Genomic DNA, 26326 nt, shown 5'->3' with positions numbered 1-26326 from the left:
GCGGGAGCACGGAGGAAAAGTGCCTCAATTCGTGGCAGGCAAGGATGGCAGAGTCGTTTTCAATCGCCCAACTTTCCGGGGCTGAGCGACCGATCAAGATCGGTTTTGTGCTTATCCCCGATTTTCCATTGATGACCTTTTCGACGGCTCTCGATTCCCTGCGCCAGGGCAATCGCCTCGCCAAACGCAATGTGTTCGAGTGGCGACTTATTTCGATTGACGGGAAAGAAGCAAGGTCAAGTAGCGGACTAGCACTGCAGACGACCGCACAAGTGGGCGAGACTGGGCGCTTTGACGTCGTCATCGTGTGTGCTGGCATCAATTACCGAAGGAGCTATAGTTCTGGATTATTCGCCTGGCTGCGGAAGATCTTTGCGGAAGGCTGTGTTCTCGGCGCGGTAAGTACCGGTGCCTTTTACTTAGCCAAGGCGGGCCTCTTGAATGGTAAAAGATGTGCCGTGCACTGGGAATCGCTGGCCAGCTTTCGTAAAGAATTTCCCAAGTGCCTCGCGACCGACGACATTTTTACCGTCGACGGCAGGTTTCTGACGTCGTCCGGAGGCACGGCCACCCTCGACATGATGCTTTATCTGATATCGGCAATCGAAGAGCGGGACCTGGCATCACAAATCTCGGATCAATTCAACCATCCGCGCATACGACGCCATGATGACGCGCAGCGCATGCAACCGGAGCAGCGGTTTGGGATCCGCAATGCGAAATTGGGTTTCGTTATCCGCCGCATGGAAAGCAGTCTCTCTGCGCCCGTCGAAATTTCGGAGCTCGCCGATAGCGTCAAACTCTCTCCGCGGCAGCTCGAACGCCTTTTTCGGGATAATTTGAATAAGACGCCTTCGCGTTTCTATCTTGAACTACGGATGCTCCGTGCAAAGGAGCTTTTGTTGGACACCGACCTTTCCGTTTCTGAGATCGCAGAAGCCTGTGGCTACGAATCGCCGTCCCATTTCAGCCGCTTCTACAAACAGCACTTTGGCGAAACGCCCGCTGAAACGCGCAAGGCCGATACACGCAGCCGCATGTCGCTGGCTTAACTCAGTGCCCTAGCGACGCCGCATCCGCGTCCGAATCTAGACCGCCAAGCCCTCTTTATAAGGTCGATCAGCGTCGAGAATCTGATGTCGCACGGCGCACATTGGATGTCGGATTGATGAGTTACATACTTCGCCATGCCACCGTAGCTTTTGACCTGCCGCGGCTTTTGGGGAGGCCGTGCGCACAGCAAAAAGTCAGATCGATAACGGGCTTCTGGAAGCAAACCAACGGCCAGACAAAGACCTGGGAGGTCATTCTATGGAAGAGTATCCACATCCAAAAATCCCGGCGCTGGTAGAAGACTTCAAGAACGACAAGCTTGCGCGCCGTGAGTTTTTGCGCTTCGCCACGCTGCTCGGCCTATCTGCTACTGCCGCCTATTCGATCGCCGGTATAGCAATGCCGGCGGGCGCCAAGGCAGATGACATGCCAAAGGGCGGCAATCTGCGCATCGGCATGCGTTGCATGGAGATCAAGGATCCCCACCTCGCGGATTTCGCCGAGCGCTCAAATGTCATTCGCCAGGTCTGCGAATACCTGACATTCACAGATCGCAATAACATCACGCATCCCTATCTTCTTGAGAAGTGGGAAGCCAGCGACGACCTCAAGACTTGGACATTACATGTTCGCAAGAATGTGAAATGGCATAAGGGAAAGCCGCTGACCGCTGACGATGTGGTCTGGAACTTAAAGCGGGTCTGCGATCCGGCGATTGGCTCCTCAATGCTGGGCCTCTTCACGGGCTATCTGGTCGAGGAATATGATACCGGCGAAAAAGATAGCGCCGGTAATGCTAAGAAATCGAGCCGGTTGTGGTCGGATAAGGCGATCGAAAAGGTTGATGACTATACCGTCCGACTGAACTGCTCGTCGGCCCAGATCGCCGTCCCAGAGCATCTCTTCCATTATCCGATGTTCATCCTCGATCCAGAGGAGAAGGGTTCATTTGGCCCAGGCGCCAACGGAACCGGGCCCTTCGAAATGACGGAGTTCACCGTCGGCAAGAATGCGAAATACAAGGCACGGACTGACTATTGGGGCACCGGACCCTATCTCGACACCTTCGAATTCGTCGATCTTGGCGACAATCCTGGCGCCGGTATCGCGGCGGTTGCCTCGAAGCAAGTCGACGGCCTCTCCGAGGCGGATGCCGTTCAGATCAACTCCATGAAGAACTTTCCCCATGTCGCTGTCTACGAGGTGGAGACGACGCAGACGATCGTTGCCCGGATGCATCCCGACAATGATCTCTTCAAGGATAAGCGTGTCCGCCAGGCAATGCGCTTCGCCATCGACCGCGAAAAGGTGATTCAGACGTCTCTCCTTGGAGCCGGGACGCCTGCCGAGGATCACCACGTGGCACCTTCGCACCCGGAATATGCGACTCTACCCAAATATCCGCGGGATATAGAAAAAGCGAAGAAGCTGCTGGCCGATGCCGGTTTCCCCGATGGCTTTGAGACCGATATGGTGACCCGGCCGGATCCTATCTGGGAGCTCAATACTGCCCAAGTGCTGGCTGAGCAATTCAATGATATCGGCGTTAAGGTCAATATCAAATCATTGCCCAGCGCCCAATACTGGGAAGTCTGGACCAAAGCGCCATTCAGTCTGACGGCCTGGGGTCACCGGCCGCTGGCGGTGATGACGCTGTCGCTCGCCTATCGTTCGAATGCCGCGTGGAACGAGTCAAATTACTCGAACCCGGAATTTGACAAACTGCTGACCGAAGCCGAGGGCATCCTCGATCCGAAACAACGCAGCGTGGTAATGGCGAAGATCGAAGCCATCATGCAGGATGATGGACCGATCGTGCAGCCCTTCTGGCGCATCTTCTCCACCGTCATGGATAAAAAGGTGAAGGGCTTCGAGCTGCATCCGTCTCAATACATCTTTGCTCATCAATACGCGATCGTTCAGGTGTAAGGACTCGAGCTTTCCCCTTCCTCCACGTGATGGATGGGGAAAACTCAGCCCGGCGGAAATGGAATCTAATGACCCGATTTCTATGCAACCGGCTGATCATGATGATGGTAACGATGCTATGCGCATCGTTCCTCGTCTTTGCCGTCTGCGAGTTTTCACCCGGCAGCGTCGCCCGCAAGTCCCTTGGGCCCTTCGCGACCCAGCAGCAGGTGGACCTGCTATTCAAAAAGCTTCGTGCGACGGATCCGCTGCCAGTCCGCTACTCGCGCTGGCTTGGCGTGTTGCTCGGACTCATCCCAGATCCCTTGCAAGCGCCTGACAGCGGCCTCAATTTCAACGATCCACGCGGTGCGCAGTATTTCGGAAATTTCGGCTACTCGACCCTCAACAAGCTGCCCGTCAATGATGTGATCTGGGACCGGCTCAAGCATACGGCAGTGCTGGCCGGGCTCGCCTTTGCGTTAATCGTGCCCCTGTCGATTATCTTCGGAATCCTATCCGGCTTGAAGGAGGGCGGAGCGCTCGACCGGTTTCTGTCGGTCATCTGCGTCACCTTCACCTCGATACCGGAATTCGCCTCGGGTGTTTTCCTCGTCACCCTCTTTGTCATCCTTTGGCCGCTTCTGCCTGGCACCAGCCAGTTAGATCCCGGCAGCGGATGGTCGATCCCCTCCCAGCTTGTGCTGCCGGTGGCTGTGCTCGTTATCTATGATTTTGGCTATGTCGCCCGCATGATCCGCGTTTCGATGATCGGCGTGATGGAACGTCCCTTCATCCGTACGGCCGTCCTGAAGGGCATGGATACGCGTCAGGTGATCTTCGGACATGCGTTGCGAAATGCCATGATCGCACCCTTCACGGTCCTTCTCCTGCAGATCAATTTCCTGGTCAGCGGTGTCGTCGTCACCGAACTGGTCTTCGCCTATCCGGGCTTCGGCCGCCTGCTGCTGGATGCAAGCCTGTTCGGCGATATTGCCACTTTGGAAGCGGCCACTCTGGTGACAGTCGCCATTGCCGTGACCACGCAGCTCGTAGGAGACCTGGGCTACATGCTGCTCGATCCCCGGATCAGGGTGAAGTGAGGTAATCCATGGCCCTCGAAAGCACCGCGCCCCTGATGAATGTTGCGAAGCGGCCCGCCCGCCCGAAATGGCGGCGCATTTTCCGTTCGAAGACGGCTTTGGTTGGCCTGTTTCTGGTCAGCTTCTGGGTCGTCGCGGCAGTACTGGCACCCATCCTGCCGTTGCAATCGCCAACTAAGCCGGATGTGATGGCGATGGCCAATCCGTTTCCCTCCGCCGTCCATTGGCTGGGCGTCGATATCCTTGGCCGCGATATCCTGGCGCGGCTCATTTTCGGCGCCCGCACGGTCCTGCTGGTGGCGCCGCTCTCGGTCGCCGTGGCGATGATTGTCGGCATCTCCATGGGCATGGTCGCCGGCTATTATGGCGGCCGGGTCGATGCCGTGATCAGCCGTTTTTCCGATATCATTCTGGCTTTTCCGGTCCTTGTTCTCTACGTGGTCCTGATTGCCAATATCGGTCCCTCCGTCATCAACATCGTCATTGCGACGACCATTGCCTCGGCGCCTGGAATAGGCCGCATTACCCGTGGCCTCGTTCTCGGCCTGAAGCAGCAGGAATATGTGGCAGCGGCCAGATTGCGGGCCGAGAGTACGCTCTACATCATGCTGGTGGAATTGCTGCCGAACTGCCGCGGCATGCTGATCGTCGATGGCTGCCTGCGGATCGGCTACACCATCATCACGATCGGCATCCTCGGATTCCTTGGGCTGGGCCTGCCGCCGCCCAATCCCGATTGGGGTGGAATGGTCAAGGAAAGCACCACGGTGCTGAACGTCTGGCCCTTCATGTCGGTCGAACCGTCGATCGCTATCGTTAGCCTGGTGCTCGGCTTCAACCTGCTGGCAGATGGCCTTCGTGAGGCATGGAAACCATGAACATGGAAGTACGCAACGCGCAAAAATCTGCCTCTCAGTTCGACTTATCCAATGGTACCCCTTGTACTGATCAAGAGCCGCTGTTGCAGATCCGCGATTTGCGTATCGAATTTCGCGGCCAGGACGAAACCGTCGTTGCCGTACCGGGCCTCTCGCTCGACGTAATGCGGGGAGAAAGCTACGGTCTGGTTGGTGAATCCGGCTGCGGCAAAAGCACGACCGCCATGGCGATCCTTGGCTATCTCGGCCGAACCGGCGCCGTTACCAGTGGCAGTATCCGCTTTGACGGCGAGGAACTGGTGGGTGCATCGCCGCGGCAGCTGCGAAAAGTCCGGGGACGCCGGATCGCAATGGTCTACCAGGACCCGATGAGCGCACTCAATCCGGTTCGCACGATCGGCGCGCAATTGGCGGAGGTCCCCCATCTTCATCTCGGCGCCGGCAGAGCTCAAGCGCTCGAAATGGCGCGAGCAATGCTGAGAGATGTCCGGTTGCCGGATGCCGGTGACATGCTCAAGCGGTATCCGCATCAACTTTCCGGCGGCCAGCAGCAACGTGTCGTTATCGCCATGGCGCTGCTCGCGCGACCATCCTTGTTGCTGCTCGACGAGCCCACCACCGGCCTCGACGTGACGGTGGAGGCCGCCGTTCTCGATCTTATTGCCGAATTGCGCCATCGCTATCAGACCAGTCTGCTTTTCATTTCGCACAATCTCGGGCTGATTGCAGAGAGCTGCGACCGTCTCGGTATCATGTATTCGGGCGAGCTGGTGGAAGAGGGGGCGACAGCGGAGATCTTCCGCCGCCCGCGCCATCCCTATACCCAGGGCCTCATCGCATGCATTCCGGATGTCGAGAGCGACAAGCACAGCCGCAGCCTAGCGGCGATACCCGGCCATATCCCGCTCCCGCACGAGCGACCGCAAGGCTGCCTGTTCGGTCCGCGCTGCGACGGCTTCGTTGCCGGATCTTGCGACCGGGTTGATCTCAGATCTGATGAAGTAGAGCCGGGTCACCAGGTGAAATGCGCCCGCTGGCGCGACTTCAGCCGTCGCGAGGAGGCAGCTGTCATCGTCCCTGATAGGGATCGTGACGCGGGCGACGCCATATGTCTCACCAATGTGACCAAGCTATATGGCACCAGCCGTGGTCGCAGCCTCACGGCAAACGAGGCGGTCAGCTTCAGTGCCAAGGAGGGGGAGATCGTCGCCCTGGTCGGCGAGTCAGGCTGTGGCAAATCCACCCTGGCCCGCATCGTCACCGGTCTTGACCAGGCGACCTCAGGCGAAATTCGCCTAGCCGACAGGAATATTGCCGAGCTCCAGGCCCGCGCACGGCCGAAGCAGTTGTTGCAATCGGTGCAGATGATCTTCCAGAATCCCGACAGCACGCTAAATCCGTCGCATTCCGCTGCCTTTTCGATTCGGCGCTCGCTCATCAAGTTCGGAATCCGGAAAGGAAAAGCGGCTGTTGACCGCCGCGTGCGCGAACTTCTCGAGATGGTGCGGTTGAATCCCGATCTCGCCGAGCGCAAACCCGAGCAGCTGTCCGGCGGTCAGAAGCAGCGCATCGCCATCGCTCGCGCTTTCGCTGCAGATCCCAATCTGATCGTCGCCGATGAGCCGGTCTCGGCCCTGGACGTATCCGTTCAGGCGGCGGTGGTAACCTTGCTGCTTGATATTCAGCGCGCCAATAAGACCACTATGCTCTTCATCAGTCATGATCTGGCGCTCGTTCGGCATGTCGCCGACAGGGTCGTGGTGATGTATCTGGGCAAGGTGATGGAGCAGGGGACCGTAGCCGAGATCTTTGGCGGTGCGGCGCATCCCTATACCCAGGCATTGTTATCATCGATCCGGAGCACCGATCCCGATCGATCCAAGGCGGCGCATATTCAACTCCAGGGGGAGATGCCGAGCCCCGTCGATGTGCCGCGAGGCTGTCGTTTCGCGACCCGCTGCCACCGCAAGCTGGGTGACATCTGCGATCAAGAGGCGCCACCTCAGCGGCGCCTCTCGTCGAGCCACGAGATCCTTTGCCACATTGATCCGACAGCGACCCAGACCGTCTCCGATGGCGCGACCCTGCCCCTCAACATTACCGGAGAACCGGCCAATGACTGAAGCGAGCACATTCGATCTCGTCTTACGTGGCGGCCGTGTCGCGCTGCCCGACGGGGTCAAGGCGGTTGATATCGGTGTTTGCGACGGCCGAATCGCTGCGCTGGATGAACGACTTCCCGCTGGCAAGCAGGAAATCTCTGCGAAAGACCGGCTGATCCTGCCGGGCGGCGTCGATAGCCATTGCCATATGGATCAGCAGCCGTGGGAAGGGAAGTCGACGGCCGACGATTTCCAGTCGGGCACCCTTTCGGCTCTTTGTGGTGGCACGACGACAGTCATTCCCTTCGCCATGCAGATGCGTGACCAGTCGTTACGTACCATTGTCGAGGACTATCATAACCGGGCGCGGCCCAAAGCGCGCATCGATTACGGTTTTCATTTGATCGTCGGCGATCCCTCGGCAGCTGTCCTGCGCCATGAGATTCCGGACCTCATTCGTGAAGGCTGCACCTCACTAAAGATCTATCTCACCTATGAGGGACTGAAACTCGACGATTACGAGATCCTGAATGTGCTTGATCTCGCCCGCACGCACGGGGCCATGGTGATGGTCCATGCCGAGAACGACGCCTGCATTCGCTGGCTGACCGACAAATTCGTCGCTGCCCGCAAGACTCAGCTGCGATATCACGTCAAGGCACATCCGGAGATCGGTGACCGTGAAGCAACCTTCCGCGCCATTAGCTTCGCCGAACTGATCGAGACGCCGATCCTGGTGAGCCATGTTTCTGCGGCGGGTGCAGTGGAGGAGATCCGCCGGGCAAAAGCGCGAGGCCTGCCGGTCTATGCCGAAACCTGCCCGCAATATCTCTTTCTCTCGGCTGAGGATATCGATACGCACGATCTCTCCGGATCGAAATGCGTTTGCACCCCTCCGCCGCGGGACAAGAGCAACCAGCCGGAAATCTGGCGCGGTATCCTCGACGGCACTCTGGAGGTATTCAGTTCGGACCATTCACCTTGGAACTATGCTGACAAGATCGCCGAAGGGGCCGATACGCCCTTCCATCGCGTGCCGAACGGCATTCCGGGTATCGAGACGCGCCTCCCGCTGCTGTTTTCGGCCGGCGTCAACGGCGGCCGGCTGACTCTGGAGAAATTTGTCGAGCTGACCTCGGCGATGCCGGCGCGCCTTTTCGGGCTCTATCCGCGCAAGGGTGTTATCGCTGTCGGATCGGACGCTGATCTGGCGGTCTGGGATCCCGATCGTGTCGTCACCATCGCAAACAACCTGCTGCACCATGCGACCGATTATACGCCCTATGAGGGGCAGACGGTGCGGGGCTGGCCGGTGATGACGATTTCTCGTGGTGACGTGGTCTGGGATGACGGCATTGTCACTGCTGCCCCAGGGCGCGGGCAGTTCATAGAGCGCCAACGGCCATTCCCGCCGCAGCAGGCGCTGTCCCGGATTCTGGCGTCATGAGTGGAGGCGCGGAACCGCCGGGACGCCTCGCAGGCAAAGTCATCCTGCTGACGGGTGCCGCCAGCGGCATTGGCAGTGCCATCACCCGGCGGTGCCTGGAGGAGGGGGCGAGCCTCGCCTGCCTCGACCGTGACATGGTAGCCCTACGCTCTTTTGAAACGCTTCCCGAAGAACAGATTCTGCTGCTGCAATGTGACGTCACGGATGCCACTGCGATAAAGCAGGCGGTCGACCACATTAGAGATCGCTTCGGGCGGCTGGATGGGCTCGTCCATAATGCGGCAGCACCTTCGGCGGATGGCACGGTGGTAGACCTCGATCCGGCGCAATGGCAGCTCGAAATCGGCGTCAGCCTGACCGGCGCCTTCCTCGTCAGTAAATGCGCCATACCTCTGATCGCGCAATCGGGCGGCGGCGCCGTGGTTTTCATTGCTTCCCAGTTCGGCCGTGTGGCGACCGGGCAATCGGTGGCCTATTGTGCCGCGAAGGCGGGGTTAATCCATCTGGCCAAGGCCATGGCGGTCGATCATGCGGCGCAGGGTATTCGCGTCAATAGTCTATCGCCGGGCGCGGTCGCAACGGCCCGCTTGCTGCAACGTGCTCCTGATCTTGCGACGGCAAACGCGCGCCTGGGGCCGGCGCATCTTTTAGGGCGGATCGCCGAACCGTCGGAGATCGCAGCTGCGGCGGCCTTCCTGCTCTCAAGCGATGCTTCTTTCGTGACCGGAACGGATCTATTGGCTGATGGCGGCTATGCGGCGCGCTAATGGCGGCGACTTTTCAGGAATGGGGACGAAATGACACTTCTGGTAACCGGAGGGACCGGGTTTGTAATGAGTGTTGTCGCGAAATCCTGGCTGGACCGCGACAAGAACGCACGGGCCGTCATTCTTGACCGGTCGGGGCTGGATGAAACCGCACAGCGCTATTTCGCGCCGGTGATGGATCGCCTGTCTGTCGTAACGGGCGATATCTGTACGCCCAGCGATTGGGAAAAGGAGCTCGACGCACAGAACATCACGCATGTCGTCCACGGCGCCACTGTGACGCCCCTCTCGCGCGGCAGCGCCGCCGAGGCTAAGCGCCAGCCTGAAGCGGAAACACCGGCGCGCATCGTCGACGTCAATCTCATGGGTACGGTCCGCCTGTTGGACTGGGTGCGCCAGCGCCCCGGCGTCAAACGTACTATCTATGTGAGCTCCGGATCGGTTTACCGACATCATGGTCCGGATTGGACAGGCGAAGCCCTACCGGAGGATGGCTATGTCGCGCCTCTGACCCTCTATGGTATTTCCAAATACGCGGCCGAAATGGTGGTCAACCGTTATGTCGACCTGTTCGGCTTTTCCGCGGCCAGTGTGCGGCTCTCCTCGATCTACGGTCCGATGGACCGGATCACCGAAAGCCGCAACTTCCGGCATGTGCCAAACCGCGTCGCACATATGGCGCTGGCGGGCGAGGTGATCCGACCCAACAGCCTGGAGCCCGTGGGCGACTATCTCAGTTCCGCCGAAGTAGGCCGCGCGGTCGTGGCGCTGTTAGAAGCGCCGATCCTACGTTACCGGCATTACAATATCGCCAGCGGCGAGACCGTGACGATCGGCGATATCATCGCCTGGGCGAAAGAGAAGGTACCCAACCTTCGTGTTGAGATCAGCCCTGAAGACACCGCAAATATCGTCCAGGATACGGTGCTCAAAACCGGCATGTGGGGCGCCTATGACATTGCTCGCATCCTGCGGGATACCGACTGGCGGCCGCGGCTGGGTAAGCAGGTCTTTCACGAATACATGGATTGGATCACCAGCTTCGAAAATCAACCTAGCAAGACGGGAGCACGGTGATGGCGTCCACAACCACCTATACGGCGGCGGGTCCTATACGCGATTTCATCGGTTACGGCCCGAAAGCGCCACATGCCGTCTGGCCGAACGGTGCCAAGGTTGTTGTCAACCTGGTGCTGAATTACGAGGAAGGTGCGGAATATTCCTGGTTGGAGGACGGCCGCAACGACAATTGGGGCGAATACAATATCCCCAACAGTCCCACCGTCAGGGACCTTGGTACGGAGACACATTTCGAATATGGCGCCCGAGCCGGCATCTGGCGCCTGGCGCGGCTCTTTGACCGCTACAATGTGCCCGTGACGGTTTCTGCCTGCGCTGTCGCCCTGCAGCGGAATCCGGCAGTCATCGACTGGATGAAGGCGCGGGGGCATGACCTTCTCGGCCATGGGTTGCGCTGGGCGGAATATTCGACGGTGAGCCGGGAGGAGGAGGAGCGCGAGCTGCACCAGGCGGTGGCGCTCTATAGGGAATTAACCGGCGAACGTCCGCTTGGGTGGAACTGCCGCTCCTATCCCAGCGTCAATACCCGTGACCTTGTCGTGCGCGAGGGAGGGTTCGTCTATTATTCGGACCCCTGTAATGACGACATTCCTTATTTTATCGATCACAACGGCACGCAGATTTTGATCGTGCCCTATTCCAAAACCCTCAATGACAGCCGCTATCTGATCGCGCCAGGCTACAGCAATCCCCGCGACTTCGCCGAAGACTGCCGCTCGGCCGTCGGTTATCTGTTGGAGGAGGCTGAAGAGATCGGCGGCCGCATGTTGACGATCGGTATTCATGCCCGCTGGACGGGTCAGCCCAATCGCGCCTCTGGCCTGCGGGACTTCATTGAATATGTGCAGAAGACGCCTGGGGTCGCATTCATGCGGCGCCTCGATATCGCACGCCACTGGCTCGACAACCACACGACGTTCCGTAAAGGCCGCTGACCTACTGGGCCAGTGCTACGGTATTTCAAGTCACGAAACCATCAGCCATCGAAGTGGGGAAGACATGAATGGTGCGCAGGTCATCGCATCGATTCTGAAGCAGGAAGGCGTGAAGCAGATCATCGGCTTTCCGAATAGTGAGTTGTTCGACGCCTCGGCAGAGCTCGATATCCCGCCAATCATCACACGTTCTCAGCGCGTGGCTGTCAATATCGCCGAGGGCTATGCCCGGACCACAGCCGGACAGGAGCTCGCCGTTGTCACCGTGCAATATGGACCTGGTGCCGAAAGCTCTTTTGGTGGCATCGCTCAAGCGTACAACGACCGGGCCCCGATCCTCTTCTTGCCGACCGGCTATCCGCGGGGTGCGGAGAACGTGACGCCGAATTTCGAATCACGCCGCAATTATCATCATGTGACCAAATGGTGTGAGGCTGTGAGCCGGCTAGAGGATCTGCCGAAGCTGATGCATGCGGCAATTTCGCGCGTTCGCAATGGGATGCCCGCTCCAGTCCTGTTGGAACTTCCCGTGGATATCCTGGCTGAAAGCCGCCAGCCGCCATCCGACGCTTATCAGTCGCCGCGTCGCAGCCGACCCCAGGCCAATCATGCGGAGATCAGCGAGCTGGTTTCCACCGTGCTCGCTGCCAAGCATCCCGTCATCGTAGCGGGCCAGGGTGTGCTCGCCGCCTCCGCCTCGCGTGAATTGATCGAGATCGCGGAACTGCTGCGTATACCGGTAATGACGACACCGAACGGCAAGAGCGCCTTTCCCGAGACGCATCCGCTGTCACTTGGTACCGCGGGGCGCTCGAGGCCCGCAACGGTCGATCATTTTCTCGAACGGGCCGACGTCATCCTGGCCATCGGCTCCAGTCTGACCCGGTCGCACTACATTCTGCCTCTACCCGAGGACCGGGTGCTACTTCAGGTAAGCATCGATGAAGGCGATCTTGGCAAGGACTATCCGATTGCCCAGGGCGTCGTCGGCGATGCGAAAGCCGTGCTGAAGCAAATTTTTACATTGGCACAGGAACATCGCGCCCTGATCCCGCAGCGGGCAGGGCTGGAAACCGAGATCGCCGATGTCTATGCGCGCTTCATGGAACAATGGATGCCGCTGCTGACCGCCGACACTGCACCAATCTCGCCCTACCGGGTGGTGTGGGAGATGATGCAGGTGCTTGATCCTGAGACATCCATCGTCACCCATGATGCGGGCAATCCCCGTGACCAATTCTGCCCGTTCTACCGTGCGGGGCGGCCCGGCAGCTATATCGGCTGGGGCAAGACCACACAGCTGGGCAGCGGCCTTGGTTTCGCGCTTGGGGCCAAGCTGGCGCGGCCAGAAGCAACCGTCGTCAATTTGATGGGTGAAGCAGCATTCGGCATGGTCGGTTTCGACCTTGAAACGGCGGTGCGCTGCAACTTGCCGATCCTGACCGTAGTCATGCGGAACAATGTGCTGGGTGGTTATGCCGCCAGCATGCCGGTCGCGACACAAAAATATGGCGCCAACCGGATGTCTGGAGGCTATGCACCCGTCGCCATGGCTCTTGGCTGCTATGGCGAGTGCGTGACCGACCCTGGCCAATTGCACGGTGCCCTGCTGCGCGGCCTCAGCCGCGTAACTGCCGGACAGGCAGCATTGATTGAGGTCGTGACTCATGAAGAGCCACGACTGCCCGGCTTGGCGCGCCTGTAGGAGGGAAAAGTGTTCGAAACTATCCTGGCCGGCGGGATCGTTGTAACCGCGAAGGGTGAAAGCCGTGCTGATGTGGCGATCAATGGCGGTAAAATTACTGCATTGTTGTCCCCCGGCGAGTCCGCTGCCGCGAGGGAGGCTGTTGATGTTAATGGCTGCTACTTGTTGCCAGGCCTCGTGGATGCACATGCGCATCTCCGGCAGCCTGGACTGACCGACAAAGAGGATTTTGCCAGCGGGACTCATGCCGCGGCACTTGGCGGCGTCACGACAGTTCTTGATATGCCGACCGACAAGCCATGGACGGCGACATCTGATCATCTGCGGACAAAGATCCAGTTGGCAACCGGGCGCATCCATGTGGATGTCGGTTTCCAGGTCGTGGCCAGCACGGACCTGTCGCTTTTGGAGGAGTTTGCCGAGCTCGGGCCCGTCTCCTGCGAGGTATTCACGGCGGATGTACCCGCTCGCTATCGCTTCGAGAGTATTGAAGAGGTCGCCACAGCGCTACGCCATGTCGGGAGAAACCGGATGTTAGCGGGTCTTTCGCCAGGTGACCAATCCATACTCCGCGCACAGGAGAGATTGCCAAACAGTGGTGACGTAGCAGCCTTCCTGGCAAGCAGGCCGCCATTGGCTGAAGCGAATGGGATAGCGCGGGCCGTGTTGGCAGCGGCTGCGACAGGTGTGGCGACCCATATTCGCCAGATCAATTCGGCGTTCGGCGTCGACACTTGGCGCCGCCTAAGAGACACCGCCGACCTGAGCGTTGAGACAACTCCACAAAACCTCTTTTTCGATTCAACCGCCTATGAAACGCAAGGGGCAGCTCTCAAGGCATCTCCGCCGTTCCGCAGCGCGGAGGATGTTGAAGCTCTCCGAGAAGCGGTTCGCGCTGGCCTGATTGACATCATGGCAACCGACCACGCGCCCCATACGCCGGCCGAAAAAGCTGCCACCTATGCCGCTTTCGCCGATATTCCAGGTGGAATGCCCGGTTTGCAGACCTTGCTGCAAGCCATGATCAGATTGGTAGATGAGAAGTTGATTACGTTGAGTGACGTGGCTCGCATGTGCGCCGCGAATCCCGCGCGACGGTTCGGTCTCGGGCAGCGCAAAGGCTCGATCGCCCCAGGCCACGACGCCGACATCGTCGTCATCGACCGCCGGCAGCCGGATGTGGTTCGCAATCAGACGCAAGTATCGCGCGCCGGGTATACGCCTTTCGACGGTTGGCAAATTGGTGCCAGCTTGCGCCATGTCTTCCTGCGGGGCGAGGAAATCGTGCGTGGGGGGCAGCTGACGGGAATGCCAACGGGCGTCGTCGTGGCGGGTGTGTTCTAGGAGGACATGATGGCTCTTTTACAAGGCCGCGTAGCTGTCATCAGTGGCGCCAGTTCCGGTATTGGCCGAGCTATTGCACAGCGCTACGCCGCTGAGGGTGCCACGGTGACCATTGCCGATACAGCGGAAGGACCCTTGGAAGGTGGCGTGTCGACAGCCGAGGTGATCGCCAGGGAGGGCGGCCAAGCCTGGTTCGTCAGGACCGATATTTCCGACGAGGATTCGGTCAATCATCTGGTGGACGCTGTCGTCACCCGCCATGGACGTCTCGATGTTCTGGTCAATAACGCGGCTATCTATACCTCGACCAATCTCACTGAGACCTCGCTCGAGCAGTGGCGCCGCGTGATCGATGTTAATCTGACCGGATTTTTCCTCTGCGCCAGGCGCGCCGTCGCGCAGATGCGCGACCAGGAGCCGGTGGACGACATTCGCGGCCGCATCATCAACATTTCATCTCAGCACGGCATGATCGCCTGCCCGGGCGATTTTCCGTATGGCGTGACCAAAGGTGCCATCGTGCAAATGACGCGGCAGATCGCCGTCGACCATGCGGCTGACGGGATTGTCTGCAACGCGGTGGCGCCTGGAAAAATCATCACCGGCAAGCCGGGCGTCGCTAACGATCCGGATGCGCTCGACTATTCACGTCGGCGGACACCCTGGCCGCGTCTCGGCAAACCTTCGGACGTGGCAGGGGCGGCGCTATTCCTCGCAAGCGACATGGCGAATTACATCACCGGCATCAATTTGATGGTCGATGGTGGATGGATGGCCGGCTGACTCGGCCACGACTAGACAATAAGGAGGCGTCTATGGATTTAGGACTAACGGGCAAGACAGCGCTGGTGTTCGGTGGAGGCGGCGGTCTCGGTGGCTCGATCGCCCGGACCCTCGCGCAAGAAGGTGCGCGCGTCGCCGTCGCCGATATCAATGCAGCGACCGCAGGGGCAACGGCGGCGGCGATCACCAGTGCCGGTGGCAAGGCGCTTGCTTTGACCTGGGATCTGTCTGATCTATCGGTTATTAACGATCAAATAAAAGCCGTTGAGCGCGAGCTCGGCGGAATCGATATCCTGGTGAACAACACGGGTGGACCGCCGCCAACTCCCGTCGCCGGGCAGGAAGCAGAGACATGGCAGAAATTTTTCAATGCGATGGTTCTCCCGGTCATCGCTATCACCGACTGCGTTCTGCCGGCAATGAAGGCCGCCAAATGGGGCAGGATCATCACCTCGACCTCGTCGGGCGTCATCTCGCCAATTCCTAACCTTGGCCTGTCCAACACATTGCGGGCGTCGCTACTCGGCTGGTCGAAAACCCTGGCGCAGGAAGTGGGCCGCGACGGCATCACAGCAAATATCGTCCTCCCCGGCCGCATCGCTACCGAGCGCATCACTTTCCTCGACCAGCAAAAGGCCCAGCGTGAAGGGCGCTCGGTCGCGGAGGTGTCTCAACAAAGCACGTCTTCGATTCCGGTCGGAAGGTACGGAAACCCGCAAGAGTACGCTGATGTCGTCACCTTTCTCGCCAGCAAGCGGGCGTCCTATGTCACCGGCAGCGTCATTCGGATCGATGGCGGGCTGATCGCGAGCATTTGAGGTCGGAGGACCACGAAATGAAGTCAGTAATGCTAATCTCAAGTTATTCATCTCACCAGAAGATCAAAATGTGCCGGTTCGTCCCACAAGAATGAGCCGTTCGGCTGCTTGGTCAACCCCGGGAAATGGCCCGGCACGATGCAGTCCACTGTCCAGAGAATGCGCTCGATGCTGGCGGTTCCTTGCTCGACCGTGCCGAAAGCCATGTCGCAACGGCAGATGATGATTTCCTTCACGTACTTGACGGCATCGCCGGAGAACGACCTTGCCCTTGTCTTCAATGTGCAGCTGGATTGCATGGCTACCGGGGTATGGCCCGGTGCCGGGAAATGGCGAATGCTTTCTTCGATTTTGCCTTTACCGTCGATCAGATCGACACGGCCGCGTGCAAGCTGATCGAGAATGCCCCAGGGCACCAGAATATCCTCGGAATGGGGATTTTTGGCGTATTCCCATTCGAGTGCACTCAGAATAAAGCGCGCTTTCGGGAAGAGGTCTATGTTACGGGCGCGATCGAAATGCAGATGGGAAGAGAGAGACTGTCTTGATATCCGCAGGCTAAAGCCCGCGCTCGTTTAATTGCTTGATCAATCCAAGCCGTGAAATATACCCGCCGATATCGAACAGCATAGGGCCGGAGGCGGCGTGGATTAATGTAACGTTTGCCAAGTCCAGAAAGTCATCGTTCAGGCGCGGCCTGTTGCCGTGAACGATGATTTCGTAACGAACGCTCAAGACGCCTGTCTTTCCCGACGTTGGTCAAGGGCGGTGCTTATGCCAGTCCAGCCGCCATGGGCTCTCTTATAGGCACTCTGCGATGGCTGCATGTGATCGACAGTCGAGGCAATGACGCCTCGTGGTCGCCGATCACATCATTAATCTAAAGCGCTGGATGATCTCCTTAAATGAATGTGCGGATGAAACAAATCTCAATTATAGGGCTGTGTCAGTCTCAATTTAAGAGAACCTGCTGTTCGGTAATTCAATGAGTTAGCGGCTCTGGAATCTCGGTTTATGAGGCGCATTATATAATCTCGTAGCTTCCTGGAGACACCCGCATGCCTGAAAACAGATGAACAGATTTCATTTAAATGAAATTTCCGTTGAACCAGTCGGTTGTTGGATTAGGATTGCGACACCGAGTCCGGCTCAAACCAGAAATGTGAATATCGGAACTGATCGACGCGATGTCGAGCTGGGTGCCTGAAGGGGAGGAACGATGTCGCGGCAAAGCGCCGATCCGCAGCTCGTGGAATTCTATTGGAATGGTCATCCGCTATCGGGCCGGCTGGGCGAGCCGATCGCGGCGGCTTTGCGTCGCCATGGCATGGGCGTGATCGCGAGGTCGCGGAAGCTCCACCGTCCGCTGGGTCATTCCGGCAGTTATATTGCCGGCGTGCTGGCGCGGGTCGATGGACGCCCGAATGTCAGGCTCGATTTGGAACCGGTCGGACAGGGCACGCGTGTCGAAGCGCAAAATGTCTGGCCCTCCGCGAGGTTCGATCTGCTGAAGGCTGCCCAATTGGTGCCGGCGGAAGCCCTCTATGGCGGCTTCGAACATGCCGAATGGACCCCACAGGGCAAGCGCGGCTATCACCTTTGGGAAAGACTGATGGCGCATTTGGCGGGCATGTCACCGCCGCCGCTGCCGAGCCTGCCGTCGGCAATACGACCCGGCCGGCGCGTTCAATATGATGTGGTCGTGGTCGGTGGCGGCCCCGCCGGACGGCAGGCGGCGAACGAGGCTGCCGCCGCGGGCAAGAAGGTCGCCATCGTGACGCGCGGACATATTTGCGGCCGATATGCAGCGGCTTGCGGCGTTGAGCAGGATGCCATCGATGACCGCGTCTCGGTCTTCACCGGCATCGAGTTGTTCGGCAGCTATCGCCAGGGCGCGCTGCTGGTTGGCGCACCGCATCGCCACGATCAGGGCGCGATCGCTTTCGATGCCCAGGAGATCGTCCTAGCAACCGGCCGGCGGTCGATCCCGCCGCTGGTTCCCGGCAGCCATGTGCCCGGCGTGATGGATGCCCAGGCGGCGCTGGTGATGGCGCATGACCACGGCGTTGCGCCGGGCAAGGCGGTGGCCGTTGTGGGGAGCGGCGTGCAGACGCTCATCGCCAAGCGCTTGACCTCGCTGGGCGTGAATGTCGTTCATGTCGGCGATGTCGCCAAGCTGACCCGCATCAACGGCCGGACCAATGTCACCTCGATCGAGATCGGTGCGACCGTGGCTTGCGATGCGGTTGTGCATGCGGGGCCGTGGCACAGGGATCCCAATCTCATTTTCCAGACGCAATCGGCAGGCCTGCTGCAACTGGTTTCGACGGAAGCCATGGGAAACCTCCGCGTGGTGGGAGCAGCAGGAGAGGTTGATGAAGACATCGCCGTTCCTGCGGACTTGTCCGATGACGTTCTCATCTGTCCGTGCATGGATGTGACCGCCGGCGAGCTCCTCATGCATATCGATGCCGGCGAAACCGATCCGGAAGTCCTGAAGCGGCTGACCTCTTGCGGCATGGGGCCGTGCCAGGGCTTTCCCTGCTGGGACAGCATGATCGCCGTGCTGGCCAGCCGCCTCGGACGGCATCCGACGGAATTTGCGCGGCCGAGCCACCGGGCGCCGCGCCGCGCGATCACGGTCGCCCAGGCGGCCGGGCTGCACGACCTGGTGGAGCCCGACAGATGAGCGGGAAACCGATGGGCACGATGGCGATAAATGCATCCCTGCCCAAAAAAGCTTCTGTCGTCATCGTCGGCGGTGGCATCCAGGGTCTATGCTGCGCCTTTTATCTGACAACATTCGGCATCAAAGACATTCTCGTTCTCGATGCCGGCTATTGGCAGGGTGGCGCCTCCGGGCGGAACGGCACGCTCATTCGCCCGGGCTTTGGCGGACCTGAATGGACCGAATTGTTCAAGCTCTCCTGCGATGAATGGAGCCGGCTCTCCAGAAAGCTCGGCGAGAACGTCATGTTCACCAAGCGCGGCTACAGCATGATCGCGGAGCGGGCGGAGACGGCAGCCATGCTGGAACGCGCCGCCGATGTGCACCGGGACCTTGGTGTCCACTCTTATTTTGTTTCCCGGGAGGAGCTGCCGCGCCATTTGCCGGCGATCAATCACCGCCGCGTTGCGGCGACCTTGCATCTACCGGATGGCGGCGTTGCACCGCATCACGCCGCCATGAAAGGCTTGCGCGCGGCGTGTGAGCGGAACGGTGTGCAGGTTTTTTATCGCACCGCCGTCACCGCTTTCGATCGAACCGGCGGACGCGCATCGGCCGTTTATGTGGGTCAGTACCGCATCGACGCCGGGACGGTTGTGGTCGCTGCCGGTGGGCAAAACTTACAGCTTGCCGATCTCGCCGGTACCAAGCTCGACGGCTATTCCATGCGGATCGAAGCCATGGCGCTGGAGCCGATCCGTCCGCTGATCAAGCCGGCTTTGGCCCTGATCGACAGCCTGGCCTATTTTCACCAGACATCGCGCGGCGAAATCGTCGGCGGCACCGAGGTGCCCGAGCGGCCGCGTATGTCGCTGGCGACGGATCTGCCAGTCATGGCGGCGACCGCGAAAGTCTATCTCGACATGTTTCCCCAGCTGGCGGAAGTGCGCGTGCTGCGGCACTGGGCAGGCATGATCCACGTATCATCGGATTTCGGTCCGCTGCTCGGCGAACATCCCGATCTCAAGGACCTCTGGTTCAGCGCCGGCTGGTCTTACGGTTTCGCAGGTGCACCCGGCGCCGGATTGTTGCTGGCAAAAGCGATTGCGACAGGCGACATTGACAGCCGGATGCGACCGTTTGCGATCGATCGCTTCGATCGCGGCAAGCCGGTTGCCGAGGCCGGCATCGTCTTGGCGAAGAATTAGGTTATTTCCCGGCAGGTGCGACGCCGGCCTATTGCCTCGGATAGCTCGGCGGTTGCCCGCGGTGATTGCGATCACATTCGCGCCCTTTGCCGATCTTTTTGCTGTTGGTCGCGCGATTCTTGCGGCAGAATCGTATTGTCTGCGGATCAAAAGCACTTGTGCGATGTCCGCAAATTTTCATTCCCGAGCTGGGCGGCAGGCTTGAACTGCGTACCATCAAGACGACATACGCCGATAGCAGATCCAAAGGGTGGAACCCGCGCAATGATGATCCAGGGGAACGTCATGCGACGCGCATCCATCCTGGCTGCAGGTAACGGCGTTTGCCGAAGTCATGTAACTGACACAAAGGACTTGTGATGCAGGGGCGTATTGCGAAACGGATTCTTGTGGGGACTGGCTTTGCGCTTGGCGCTATCTCGGTGGCATATGCTGCCAATGGCGAGGAAGCGGCCGGGAAGGTGGTGGTGCAGCCGCTGTTATCGACCGATGTCACCTCTTCCGGCCAGCCGATTGTCCTGCCCAAGGATCCAACTGTTGTTTTCTCCATGTATGAAATTCCGGCCGGCGCCAAGCTTCCGGAACACAAGCACCCTTATCCACGATATGGCTATATGCTTTCAGGAGAGCTGCGCGTCACCAATACGGTGACCGGCAAGAGCGAAACCTACAAAAGCGGCCAACCGATCATCGAGGCGATCGATCAGTGGCATCATGCGGAAAATATCGGAACGGAGCCCGTCAAGTTGCTCGTCATCGACCAGCTCGGGAAACCAGGAAGCAACGTCGTCCTTCAGCATTAGACCTATTGCCGCAGACCGCCTTTCATCGCCCGGCCTGCAAATCACTCACCGTCCCCCGAGCTATCGTCTCGACCTGAATCCAGTTGGCGCCGATTGACGATTAGAGCGCCCGTGATCGCGCGCGCCCGATCACGCCTCGCATATCGCGCTTTATTCTCCTGCAATGTGGCGATTAAGCGGGAATAAATATTCTCAACGGGAGGTCCGAATGTCCGGCATGAAACGTCAGGAGAGTGAGAAAGCACTAGAATGATGGATAGCGCGAACACCTCGAAATCGTCTCCCAACAGACTTGCGATCGAACGGGTCGAGCGGGACGCTTGGTTGGACATATTCGTCGCCGTACCCTCTACCTATGCGGCCGCGGCCTCGGTACAGTCCGCGAAACTCGACGGATGCGCATTGCTCGCCCATAGCGGCATTCAAATTCCCGAATTCAATCGGGCTTTCGGTTTCAATATCGATCAGCCGGCAACGGGATCGCAGCTCGATTGGGCCTTCGATTGGCTCGACGCCCATGCAAGTCCGGGCTGGGTGTTCCAATTACCGCCGGGGGAGGGTGCAACCAGGGTGGAACGTTGGATGAAGAAACGCGCCTTCGACCGCAGCGGCAGCGGATGGGCGAAATTCGAATATACGCCAAGTGCGGCGCCCGCAATTTCCCAAACCTCCGGGCTGGAGATCCGTGAAATCGACGTCAACGAAGCTGGTAGCTTCGGCTTCGTCGTCGCTTTCGGCTTCGGCCTGCCATATTCGGTCGTGCCATGGTTTTCCGCTTTGGTCGGACGCCCCGGGTGGCGCTGTTATCTCGCATATGACGGAACACATCCCGTCGCCTGCGGTGCGATGTATCAGGCGACGCAATGGGCATGGATGGGGATAGATGCGACCTTGGCGCCACATCGCGGGCGCGGCGCGCAAACGGCGCTGATCAATTGCCGGATTGCCGGCGGCATGAATGCGGGCGTCACGGGCTTCACGGCCGAAACCGGAGAGCCTTCACCGGCCAACATGCCGAGTGCTCACTCCTACCGGAACTACATGCGGGCGCATTTCACCAAGGCCTATGTGAGGCCGAACTACAGCCGCGCATGATCCTTGTGAAAGCAGCACATCAGGAAGTGACGAGGATGGAAAGATGAGATGATCGACAACAGCAATCGGCTCCACTGTTACCTATCGGGCCTGCGCGGCGTCAACAAGGGCGATCTCTGCCTGTCCGAAGCGACTTTGCCGGCTGTGAGGCAGATTGAAGCCGTTATCATGTTCTGCGACCTTCGGCAGTTTACCGATCTATCGAACCGTTTGTCGCAGGAGAAGCTTATCGAGTTGCTTTGCGGCTATTTTCGCCTGGTCGTGCCGGTGATCGAGGCGTTCGGGGGCGAGGTCGTCCAGCTTATCGGCGATGGCATCCTTGCCGTCTTCCGCTTTGCCGAACGCGGCGGCAATAGCTGCAAAAACGCCATCGAGGCGGCGCTGTTGATTCAACACCGTCTGCATCTTGAACCGGTCGCCGGCCGTATCCTGCAAGCCGGCATTGCGCTGCATGCGGGCGAAGTCTCGTATGGCGCGATCGGTGCCGGTAGAAGCTGCACGCTTACGGTGATCGGCCCCGCCGTCAATCTCACCAGCCGGCTGGAAAAGCTCTGTCACCTGACCAAGCAGCCGATCCTCGTCTCCAAAGTCTTCGCCCGCCGACTTGGTCTTGGTAACACGCGCTTTATCGGCCGTTTCCGCGTCAAAGGCTTTGACGAGCCCCAGGATGTTTACGCGCCCAAAGCCGATGACTGATTGGCGCGGTCAAGGGATCACTTGCCGGCTGCCGTCACCCGCCAGACGGTATTCCCGCTATCGTCCGCAATCAGCAGCCCGCCGGTCTTGTCGACTGCAAGACCGACCGGACGACCGCGGGCTTCGTTATCGGCATTGAGGAAGCCGGTGACGAAATCCTGCGCCATGCCGCTCGGCTTGCCGTCCTTGAAAGGAACGAAGACCACCTTATAGCCATTGAGGTCGGGCCGATCCCAACTGCCATGTTCGCCGATGAATGCACCGCCGCGATAGGTCTCCGGCAGATTGTCGCCGGTATAGAAAACCATGCCCAAAGGTGCGACATGCGAACTCAGCGCGTAATCCGGTGCAATGGCCTTCGCCACCAGATCCGGCCGCTGCGGGTGGACACGCGGATCGACATGCTGGCCGTAATAGCTATAGGGCCAGCCGTAGAACGCCCCGTCTTTTACGGAGGTCATATAATCCGGTACCAGGTCGGGGCCTAATTCGTCGCGCTCATTAACCACGGTCCAGAGTGCGCCGGTCTGCGGTTCCCAGGAAAGGCCGTTCGGGTTGCGCAAGCCACTGGCGAAGATGCGCCACCGGCCGCTGGCCCGGTCGACTTCCAGGATATCGGCGCGGTTCTTTTCCGCCTCAAGGCCATTTTCCGTAATATTGCTGTTCGACCCGACGCCGACATAGAGCAGCGTCCCGTCCTTGCTTGCCGTCAGGCTCTTGGTCCAGTGGTGATCGATCGGACCCCCGGGCAGCTCCGTCAACAACGTGCCGGGCGAGGTGATCTTCGTGTCGCCGGGATTATAGGTGTAATGCATGATCGCATCGGTATTGGCGACGTAGAGATCGTTGCCGACCAAAGCGACGCCGAAAGGCGAGTTTAGGTGATCGAGAAAGACACTTTGTTGATCCGGCATCCCGTCGCCATTGGTGTCGCGCAGCAATGTGATGCGGTTGCTCTCCTTGCCGCGTTCATCGCCTCCGGATGTCACCAGGCTTTCGACCCAGCCCATGACAATATCCTTCGGCCGCTCGATCGGTTCGCCTTCGGGCTTTTGCGATTCCACCACCAGGATATCGCCGTTCGGCAGGACATAGAGCGAGCGTGGATGTGCAAGGCCGGTGGCAATCGCCTTGACTTGCAGGCCTTGCGGCACAGTCGGCGTCTCGCCGTTCTTCCAGCCGACGACTGACGCCAGATGCATCGGTGGGAACAGATATTCCTGCTGCTCTGGCAGTTTCGGATTGGCACCGATCTGCTCCTTGGGATCGCGACCGTCATCCCAACACCCTGTCAACGTGACAAGGCAGATTGAGGCGAGAGCGGTGGTGCAGAGTCCTTGTTTTCTGGAAAGACCGGTCGCCATCATTCAGCCACTCCCACACCATGTCGATAAACCAGCGACCAGCCTGCCCAAGCGGTGAACAAGAGAATGAGCACCACCACGGCTGAAAGAATGAGACCGGTGGGGACGACTGAGGTCCAGGCATCATGGGTGTGAACGAAAGCGTTGATGACCGCGAGGATCCAGGCGATGCCGTTGCCGATCATATGTATCCAGGCGGCTTTGTGGTTGCGGATTATCCGGTTGCTAAGGAAATCGATCAGGCCGGCGATGGCAGCCAGGGCGCCCAGCACAATGCCGAATGTCAGCAGCCAAGCGGAAAAATTCGACCAAGTGATATTGCCCGTCTGCCAGTAGGCGATATCGGTAATCAGCGTGCCGATGAAGCACACGATGGGGAAGGGGACGAGCATCGGATGAATGGGACGCTTGGCGATCGTCACTGTTGAGCGGGGGCCGCCGGCGGGAGAATAGTTCGAGGAGCGATTATGAGCTTGCATCAGAGAACCTATCTTGAGCTTGCCGACGTAAGCTAAGACGCCGACGTAAGCCAACACCAGGTATCGCCGAATGTTCCAGAAATTAACGAAGTGCGACCGCGTTGCCGCGGCGGGACTTTCGTTACAGTTAGTTTCCTGGCGGCGGGCTTTCTGCGGTGGATCAATCTTCCAGGGAACCGAGGCGCTCGTCATAAGCGGGCGTCAAAAGGGCTTAGCGCGACCCTGCCACCTTCGACTGGCCGCAGGCCGTATTGGGGTGGTCTTCCCGTCTGCCAGAAACGCCACCCCTCCCGAAACGTCGCGAGCCCTGTGGTAGTGATCACGATACGCCCTCGGCGCCGGTCGCCCTGCCTTGTTCCGAGCATCGCAAGCCGGATCTGTCCATCGCCATTGGCGGGTGAAATGACGAGTTTCGGTCGGTTGCCATGTCGAGGTGTCCCGCATGGCGACGTCCCTTATTGAAATGCTCATAGCAGCGGCATCTGCTATAGTTCCTATTGAGGCATCTTACCGCGTTGCTGCACTTTGGGTGCTACATCCGTAACCGGCGGGGAAGCCATGAACGAGCCTCCGATCGCGTCCGACATTCATCGAAATTCAGCGACGCTGCCGGACCCCATCTGGAATGCCGGTCATGAAGCCATGCTGAACATGGCAGCGGCTCATGCTTTGGCATTCCGCAGGTCTGTGGATAAGCGAAAGCAATGGCCGGAAAAGAGCTTCGCCGAGATGCGCGACGTCTTTGCCCGGGATCTCCCGGCCAAAGGATGCGACGGCGCTGCGGTCATCGACGAATTGGTGCGGCTGTCGGCGGATGGGCTGAGTGCGATGACCGGCCCGCGTTTTTTCGGTTGGGTCATCGGCGCTTCGCATCCCGTCGGTGTCGCCGCCGACTGGCTGACCAGCGCCTGGGGGCAAAATACCGGCTCGCACACGGCTACCCCTTCCGCCGCCGCCTGCGAAGAGGTTGCAGCCGGCTGGCTGCTCGATCTCCTGCAATTGCCGTCCAAGTGTTCGGTCGGGTTCGTCACCGGCGCAACTATCGCCAATTTCACCTGTCTTGCGGCGGCGCGCGGCGAAGTCTTGCGGCGGACCGGCTGGGATGTCGAAGCGCAGGGTTTGTTCGGCGCACCGCCGGTCGACGTGCTGATCGGCGATGATGCACATACGTCGGTCTTTTCCGCCTTGCAGTTCCTGGGGCTCGGCAATAACCGTGTCATCCGCATCGCGACCGATTACATGGGACGGATGCAGGTCGCCGCCTTCAAATTTGCCATCGCCGGATGCAGCGGACCGATCATCGCGATCGCACAAGCCGGGCAGATCAATACCGGGGCCTGCGATCCGATGAGCGAAATCGCCGACATCGCCCATCGCCATGATGCTTGGCTGCATATCGATGGCGCCTTCGGTCTTTGGGCCCGCGCCTGTCCGGAGGTGGCCAGTTTAGCCGCCGGCTGCGAGCTGGCGGATTCATGGGCGACGGATGGTCATAAATGGCTGCAGACGCCCTATGACTGCGGTTATGCCATTGTGCGCGATGCCGAAGCGCATCGTCGCGCCATGACGATCACCGCCAGTTATCTGCCTGCTGTGGCGGAAGGCGAGCGCAACCCGTCTTATTTCGTTCCCGAACTCTCGCGCCGTGCCAGGGGCTTTGCCACTTGGGCGATGATCCGCGCCTTGGGCCGTGAGGGCATCGCCGAGATGGTCGGCCGGCATTGCCGGATCGCGCGCCGCATGGCGAACGCTTTGGCCGCGGAGCCGGGAATCGCCGTCATGAACGAGGTCGCACTCAATCAGGTTGCGGTGCGTTTCGGCGCGGATCTGCCGCTCGAGCGCGGCGACGAGCTGACGGCTGCGGTGATCGATCGCCTCCAGGCCGACGGCACCTGTCTCGCCGGCGGCGCCAAATGGAAAGGCTGCTGGATCATGCGTCTCTCGGTGATTTCCTGGCCGACGACAGAGGCGGATGCCGATCGTTCGGTCGAAGCCATCATCCAGGCCTGGCGCGCAGTCCGCTAGATACATATGGCCCGTCGCCTATAGCGAGGCGAAAGCAAGTGCGCGTAAGGAAGATGATGCGGCAA

General features: G+C 59.6%; 23 protein-coding genes. 19 read left to right on the top strand and 4 right to left on the bottom strand.

The genetic code is table 11. The features are described 5' to 3' along the window. Positions 1-44 precede the first annotated feature (44 nt). The 13 genes from SMD27_RS11945 to SMD27_RS11885 all read left to right on the top strand — a co-directional run bounded on the left by SMD27_RS11945 (position 45) and on the right by SMD27_RS11885 (position 15923). Positions 45-1052: a GlxA family transcriptional regulator gene (locus SMD27_RS11945; protein WP_320508589.1), complete on the top strand. Its 1008-nt coding sequence runs from the start codon at positions 45-47 to the stop codon at positions 1050-1052. 259 nt (positions 1053-1311) lie between these two features. Further along, the gene (locus tag SMD27_RS11940) at positions 1312-2982 is read left to right on the top strand and encodes an ABC transporter substrate-binding protein (RefSeq protein WP_320508588.1); all 1671 of its coding nucleotides are present in this window, start codon (positions 1312-1314) and stop codon (positions 2980-2982) included. A 68-nt stretch (positions 2983-3050) separates the two neighbouring features. Further along, positions 3051-4064, top strand: a complete 1014-nt coding sequence (locus tag SMD27_RS11935; RefSeq protein ID WP_320508587.1) for an ABC transporter permease — start codon at positions 3051-3053, stop codon at positions 4062-4064. A gap of 8 nt (positions 4065-4072) precedes the next feature. Beyond that, the gene (locus tag SMD27_RS11930) at positions 4073-4942 is read left to right on the top strand and encodes an ABC transporter permease (RefSeq protein ID WP_320508586.1); all 870 of its coding nucleotides are present in this window, start codon (positions 4073-4075) and stop codon (positions 4940-4942) included. Positions 4943-5025: 83 nt separating this feature from the next. Further along, on the top strand, positions 5026-7065 hold the full coding sequence (locus SMD27_RS11925) for an ABC transporter ATP-binding protein (protein WP_320508585.1): 2040 nt from the start codon (positions 5026-5028) through the stop codon (positions 7063-7065). Beyond that, a complete protein-coding gene (hydA, locus tag SMD27_RS11920) occupies positions 7058-8491 on the top strand; it encodes a dihydropyrimidinase (protein ID WP_320508584.1) in 1434 nt (477 codons plus the stop codon). Before SMD27_RS11925 ends, hydA begins: the two co-directional genes overlap by 8 nt. Next, positions 8488-9258 (top strand): SDR family NAD(P)-dependent oxidoreductase, encoded by a 771-nt coding sequence (locus tag SMD27_RS11915; protein ID WP_320508583.1) that lies wholly within the window; start codon positions 8488-8490, stop codon positions 9256-9258. The genes hydA and SMD27_RS11915 overlap by 4 nt, the downstream gene beginning before the upstream one ends. Before the next feature lie 30 nt (positions 9259-9288). Continuing rightward, positions 9289-10335, top strand: a complete 1047-nt coding sequence (locus SMD27_RS11910; protein ID WP_320508582.1) for an NAD-dependent epimerase/dehydratase family protein — start codon at positions 9289-9291, stop codon at positions 10333-10335. Further along, positions 10335-11273, top strand: a complete 939-nt coding sequence (locus tag SMD27_RS11905) for an allantoinase PuuE (RefSeq protein WP_320508581.1) — start codon at positions 10335-10337, stop codon at positions 11271-11273. The genes SMD27_RS11910 and SMD27_RS11905 overlap by 1 nt, the downstream gene beginning before the upstream one ends. A gap of 64 nt (positions 11274-11337) precedes the next feature. Beyond that, positions 11338-12978, top strand: coding sequence for a thiamine pyrophosphate-requiring protein (locus tag SMD27_RS11900; RefSeq protein ID WP_320508580.1), 1641 nt, complete (start codon positions 11338-11340; stop codon positions 12976-12978). Positions 12979-12987: 9 nt separating this feature from the next. Beyond that, positions 12988-14322, top strand: a complete 1335-nt coding sequence (locus SMD27_RS11895) for a dihydroorotase (RefSeq protein ID WP_320508579.1) — start codon at positions 12988-12990, stop codon at positions 14320-14322. 6 nt (positions 14323-14328) lie between these two features. Further along, the gene (locus SMD27_RS11890; RefSeq protein WP_320508578.1) at positions 14329-15105 is read left to right on the top strand and encodes an SDR family NAD(P)-dependent oxidoreductase; all 777 of its coding nucleotides are present in this window, start codon (positions 14329-14331) and stop codon (positions 15103-15105) included. Between the two features lie 32 nt (positions 15106-15137). Next, the gene (locus SMD27_RS11885) at positions 15138-15923 is read left to right on the top strand and encodes an SDR family oxidoreductase (RefSeq protein WP_320508577.1); all 786 of its coding nucleotides are present in this window, start codon (positions 15138-15140) and stop codon (positions 15921-15923) included. A gap of 47 nt (positions 15924-15970) precedes the next feature. On the opposite strand, the gene SMD27_RS11880 is transcribed toward SMD27_RS11885, so the two are convergent. Both SMD27_RS11880 and SMD27_RS11875 read right to left on the bottom strand, forming a co-directional pair. Then, the gene (locus tag SMD27_RS11880; RefSeq protein ID WP_320508576.1) at positions 15971-16339 is read right to left on the bottom strand and encodes an MBL fold metallo-hydrolase; all 369 of its coding nucleotides are present in this window, start codon (positions 16337-16339) and stop codon (positions 15971-15973) included. Between the two features lie 142 nt (positions 16340-16481). Beyond that, on the bottom strand, positions 16482-16658 hold the full coding sequence (locus SMD27_RS11875) for a hypothetical protein (protein WP_320508575.1): 177 nt from the start codon (positions 16656-16658) through the stop codon (positions 16482-16484). 484 nt (positions 16659-17142) lie between these two features. Here SMD27_RS11875 and SMD27_RS11870 point away from each other — a divergent pair, with 484 nt between their 5' ends. The 5 genes from SMD27_RS11870 (at position 17143) to SMD27_RS11850 (ending at position 22393) form a co-directional block, all read left to right on the top strand. Beyond that, positions 17143-18612, top strand: coding sequence for an FAD-dependent oxidoreductase (locus tag SMD27_RS11870; protein ID WP_320508574.1), 1470 nt, complete (start codon positions 17143-17145; stop codon positions 18610-18612). Further along, positions 18609-19799 carry an NAD(P)/FAD-dependent oxidoreductase gene (locus tag SMD27_RS11865; RefSeq protein ID WP_320508573.1) on the top strand — a complete coding sequence of 397 codons (1191 nt, stop codon included), beginning with the start codon at positions 18609-18611 and terminating at the stop codon, positions 19797-19799. The genes SMD27_RS11870 and SMD27_RS11865 overlap by 4 nt, the downstream gene beginning before the upstream one ends. Positions 19800-20158: 359 nt before the next feature. Then, on the top strand, positions 20159-20602 hold the full coding sequence (locus SMD27_RS11860) for a cupin domain-containing protein (RefSeq protein ID WP_320508572.1): 444 nt from the start codon (positions 20159-20161) through the stop codon (positions 20600-20602). A gap of 249 nt (positions 20603-20851) precedes the next feature. Continuing rightward, positions 20852-21697, top strand: coding sequence for a GNAT family N-acetyltransferase (locus SMD27_RS11855; RefSeq protein ID WP_320508571.1), 846 nt, complete (start codon positions 20852-20854; stop codon positions 21695-21697). A 48-nt stretch (positions 21698-21745) separates the two neighbouring features. Beyond that, complete coding sequence (locus tag SMD27_RS11850; RefSeq protein ID WP_320508570.1) at positions 21746-22393, top strand: adenylate/guanylate cyclase domain-containing protein; 648 nt, start codon at positions 21746-21748, stop codon at positions 22391-22393. Positions 22394-22410: 17 nt separating this feature from the next. Here SMD27_RS11850 and SMD27_RS11845 read toward each other — a convergent pair whose 3' ends face one another. Both SMD27_RS11845 and SMD27_RS11840 read right to left on the bottom strand, forming a co-directional pair. Beyond that, complete coding sequence (locus SMD27_RS11845; protein ID WP_320508569.1) at positions 22411-23760, bottom strand: PQQ-dependent sugar dehydrogenase; 1350 nt, start codon at positions 23758-23760, stop codon at positions 22411-22413. Further along, positions 23757-24428 (bottom strand): DUF2231 domain-containing protein, encoded by a 672-nt coding sequence (locus tag SMD27_RS11840; protein WP_320508568.1) that lies wholly within the window; start codon positions 24426-24428, stop codon positions 23757-23759. Before SMD27_RS11840 ends, SMD27_RS11845 begins: the two co-directional genes overlap by 4 nt. Positions 24429-24794: 366 nt before the next feature. On the opposite strand from SMD27_RS11840, the gene SMD27_RS11835 reads away from it, so the two are divergent. Then, positions 24795-26261: a pyridoxal phosphate-dependent decarboxylase family protein gene (locus SMD27_RS11835; protein WP_320508567.1), complete on the top strand. Its 1467-nt coding sequence runs from the start codon at positions 24795-24797 to the stop codon at positions 26259-26261. Positions 26262-26326: the final 65 nt, after the last annotated feature.

The sequence above is a fragment of the Dongia soli genome, assembly GCF_034044715.1.
Taxonomy (GTDB): domain Bacteria; phylum Pseudomonadota; class Alphaproteobacteria; order Dongiales; family Dongiaceae; genus Dongia_B; species Dongia_B soli.
This window is presented reverse-complemented; position numbering and strand designations above follow the sequence as displayed.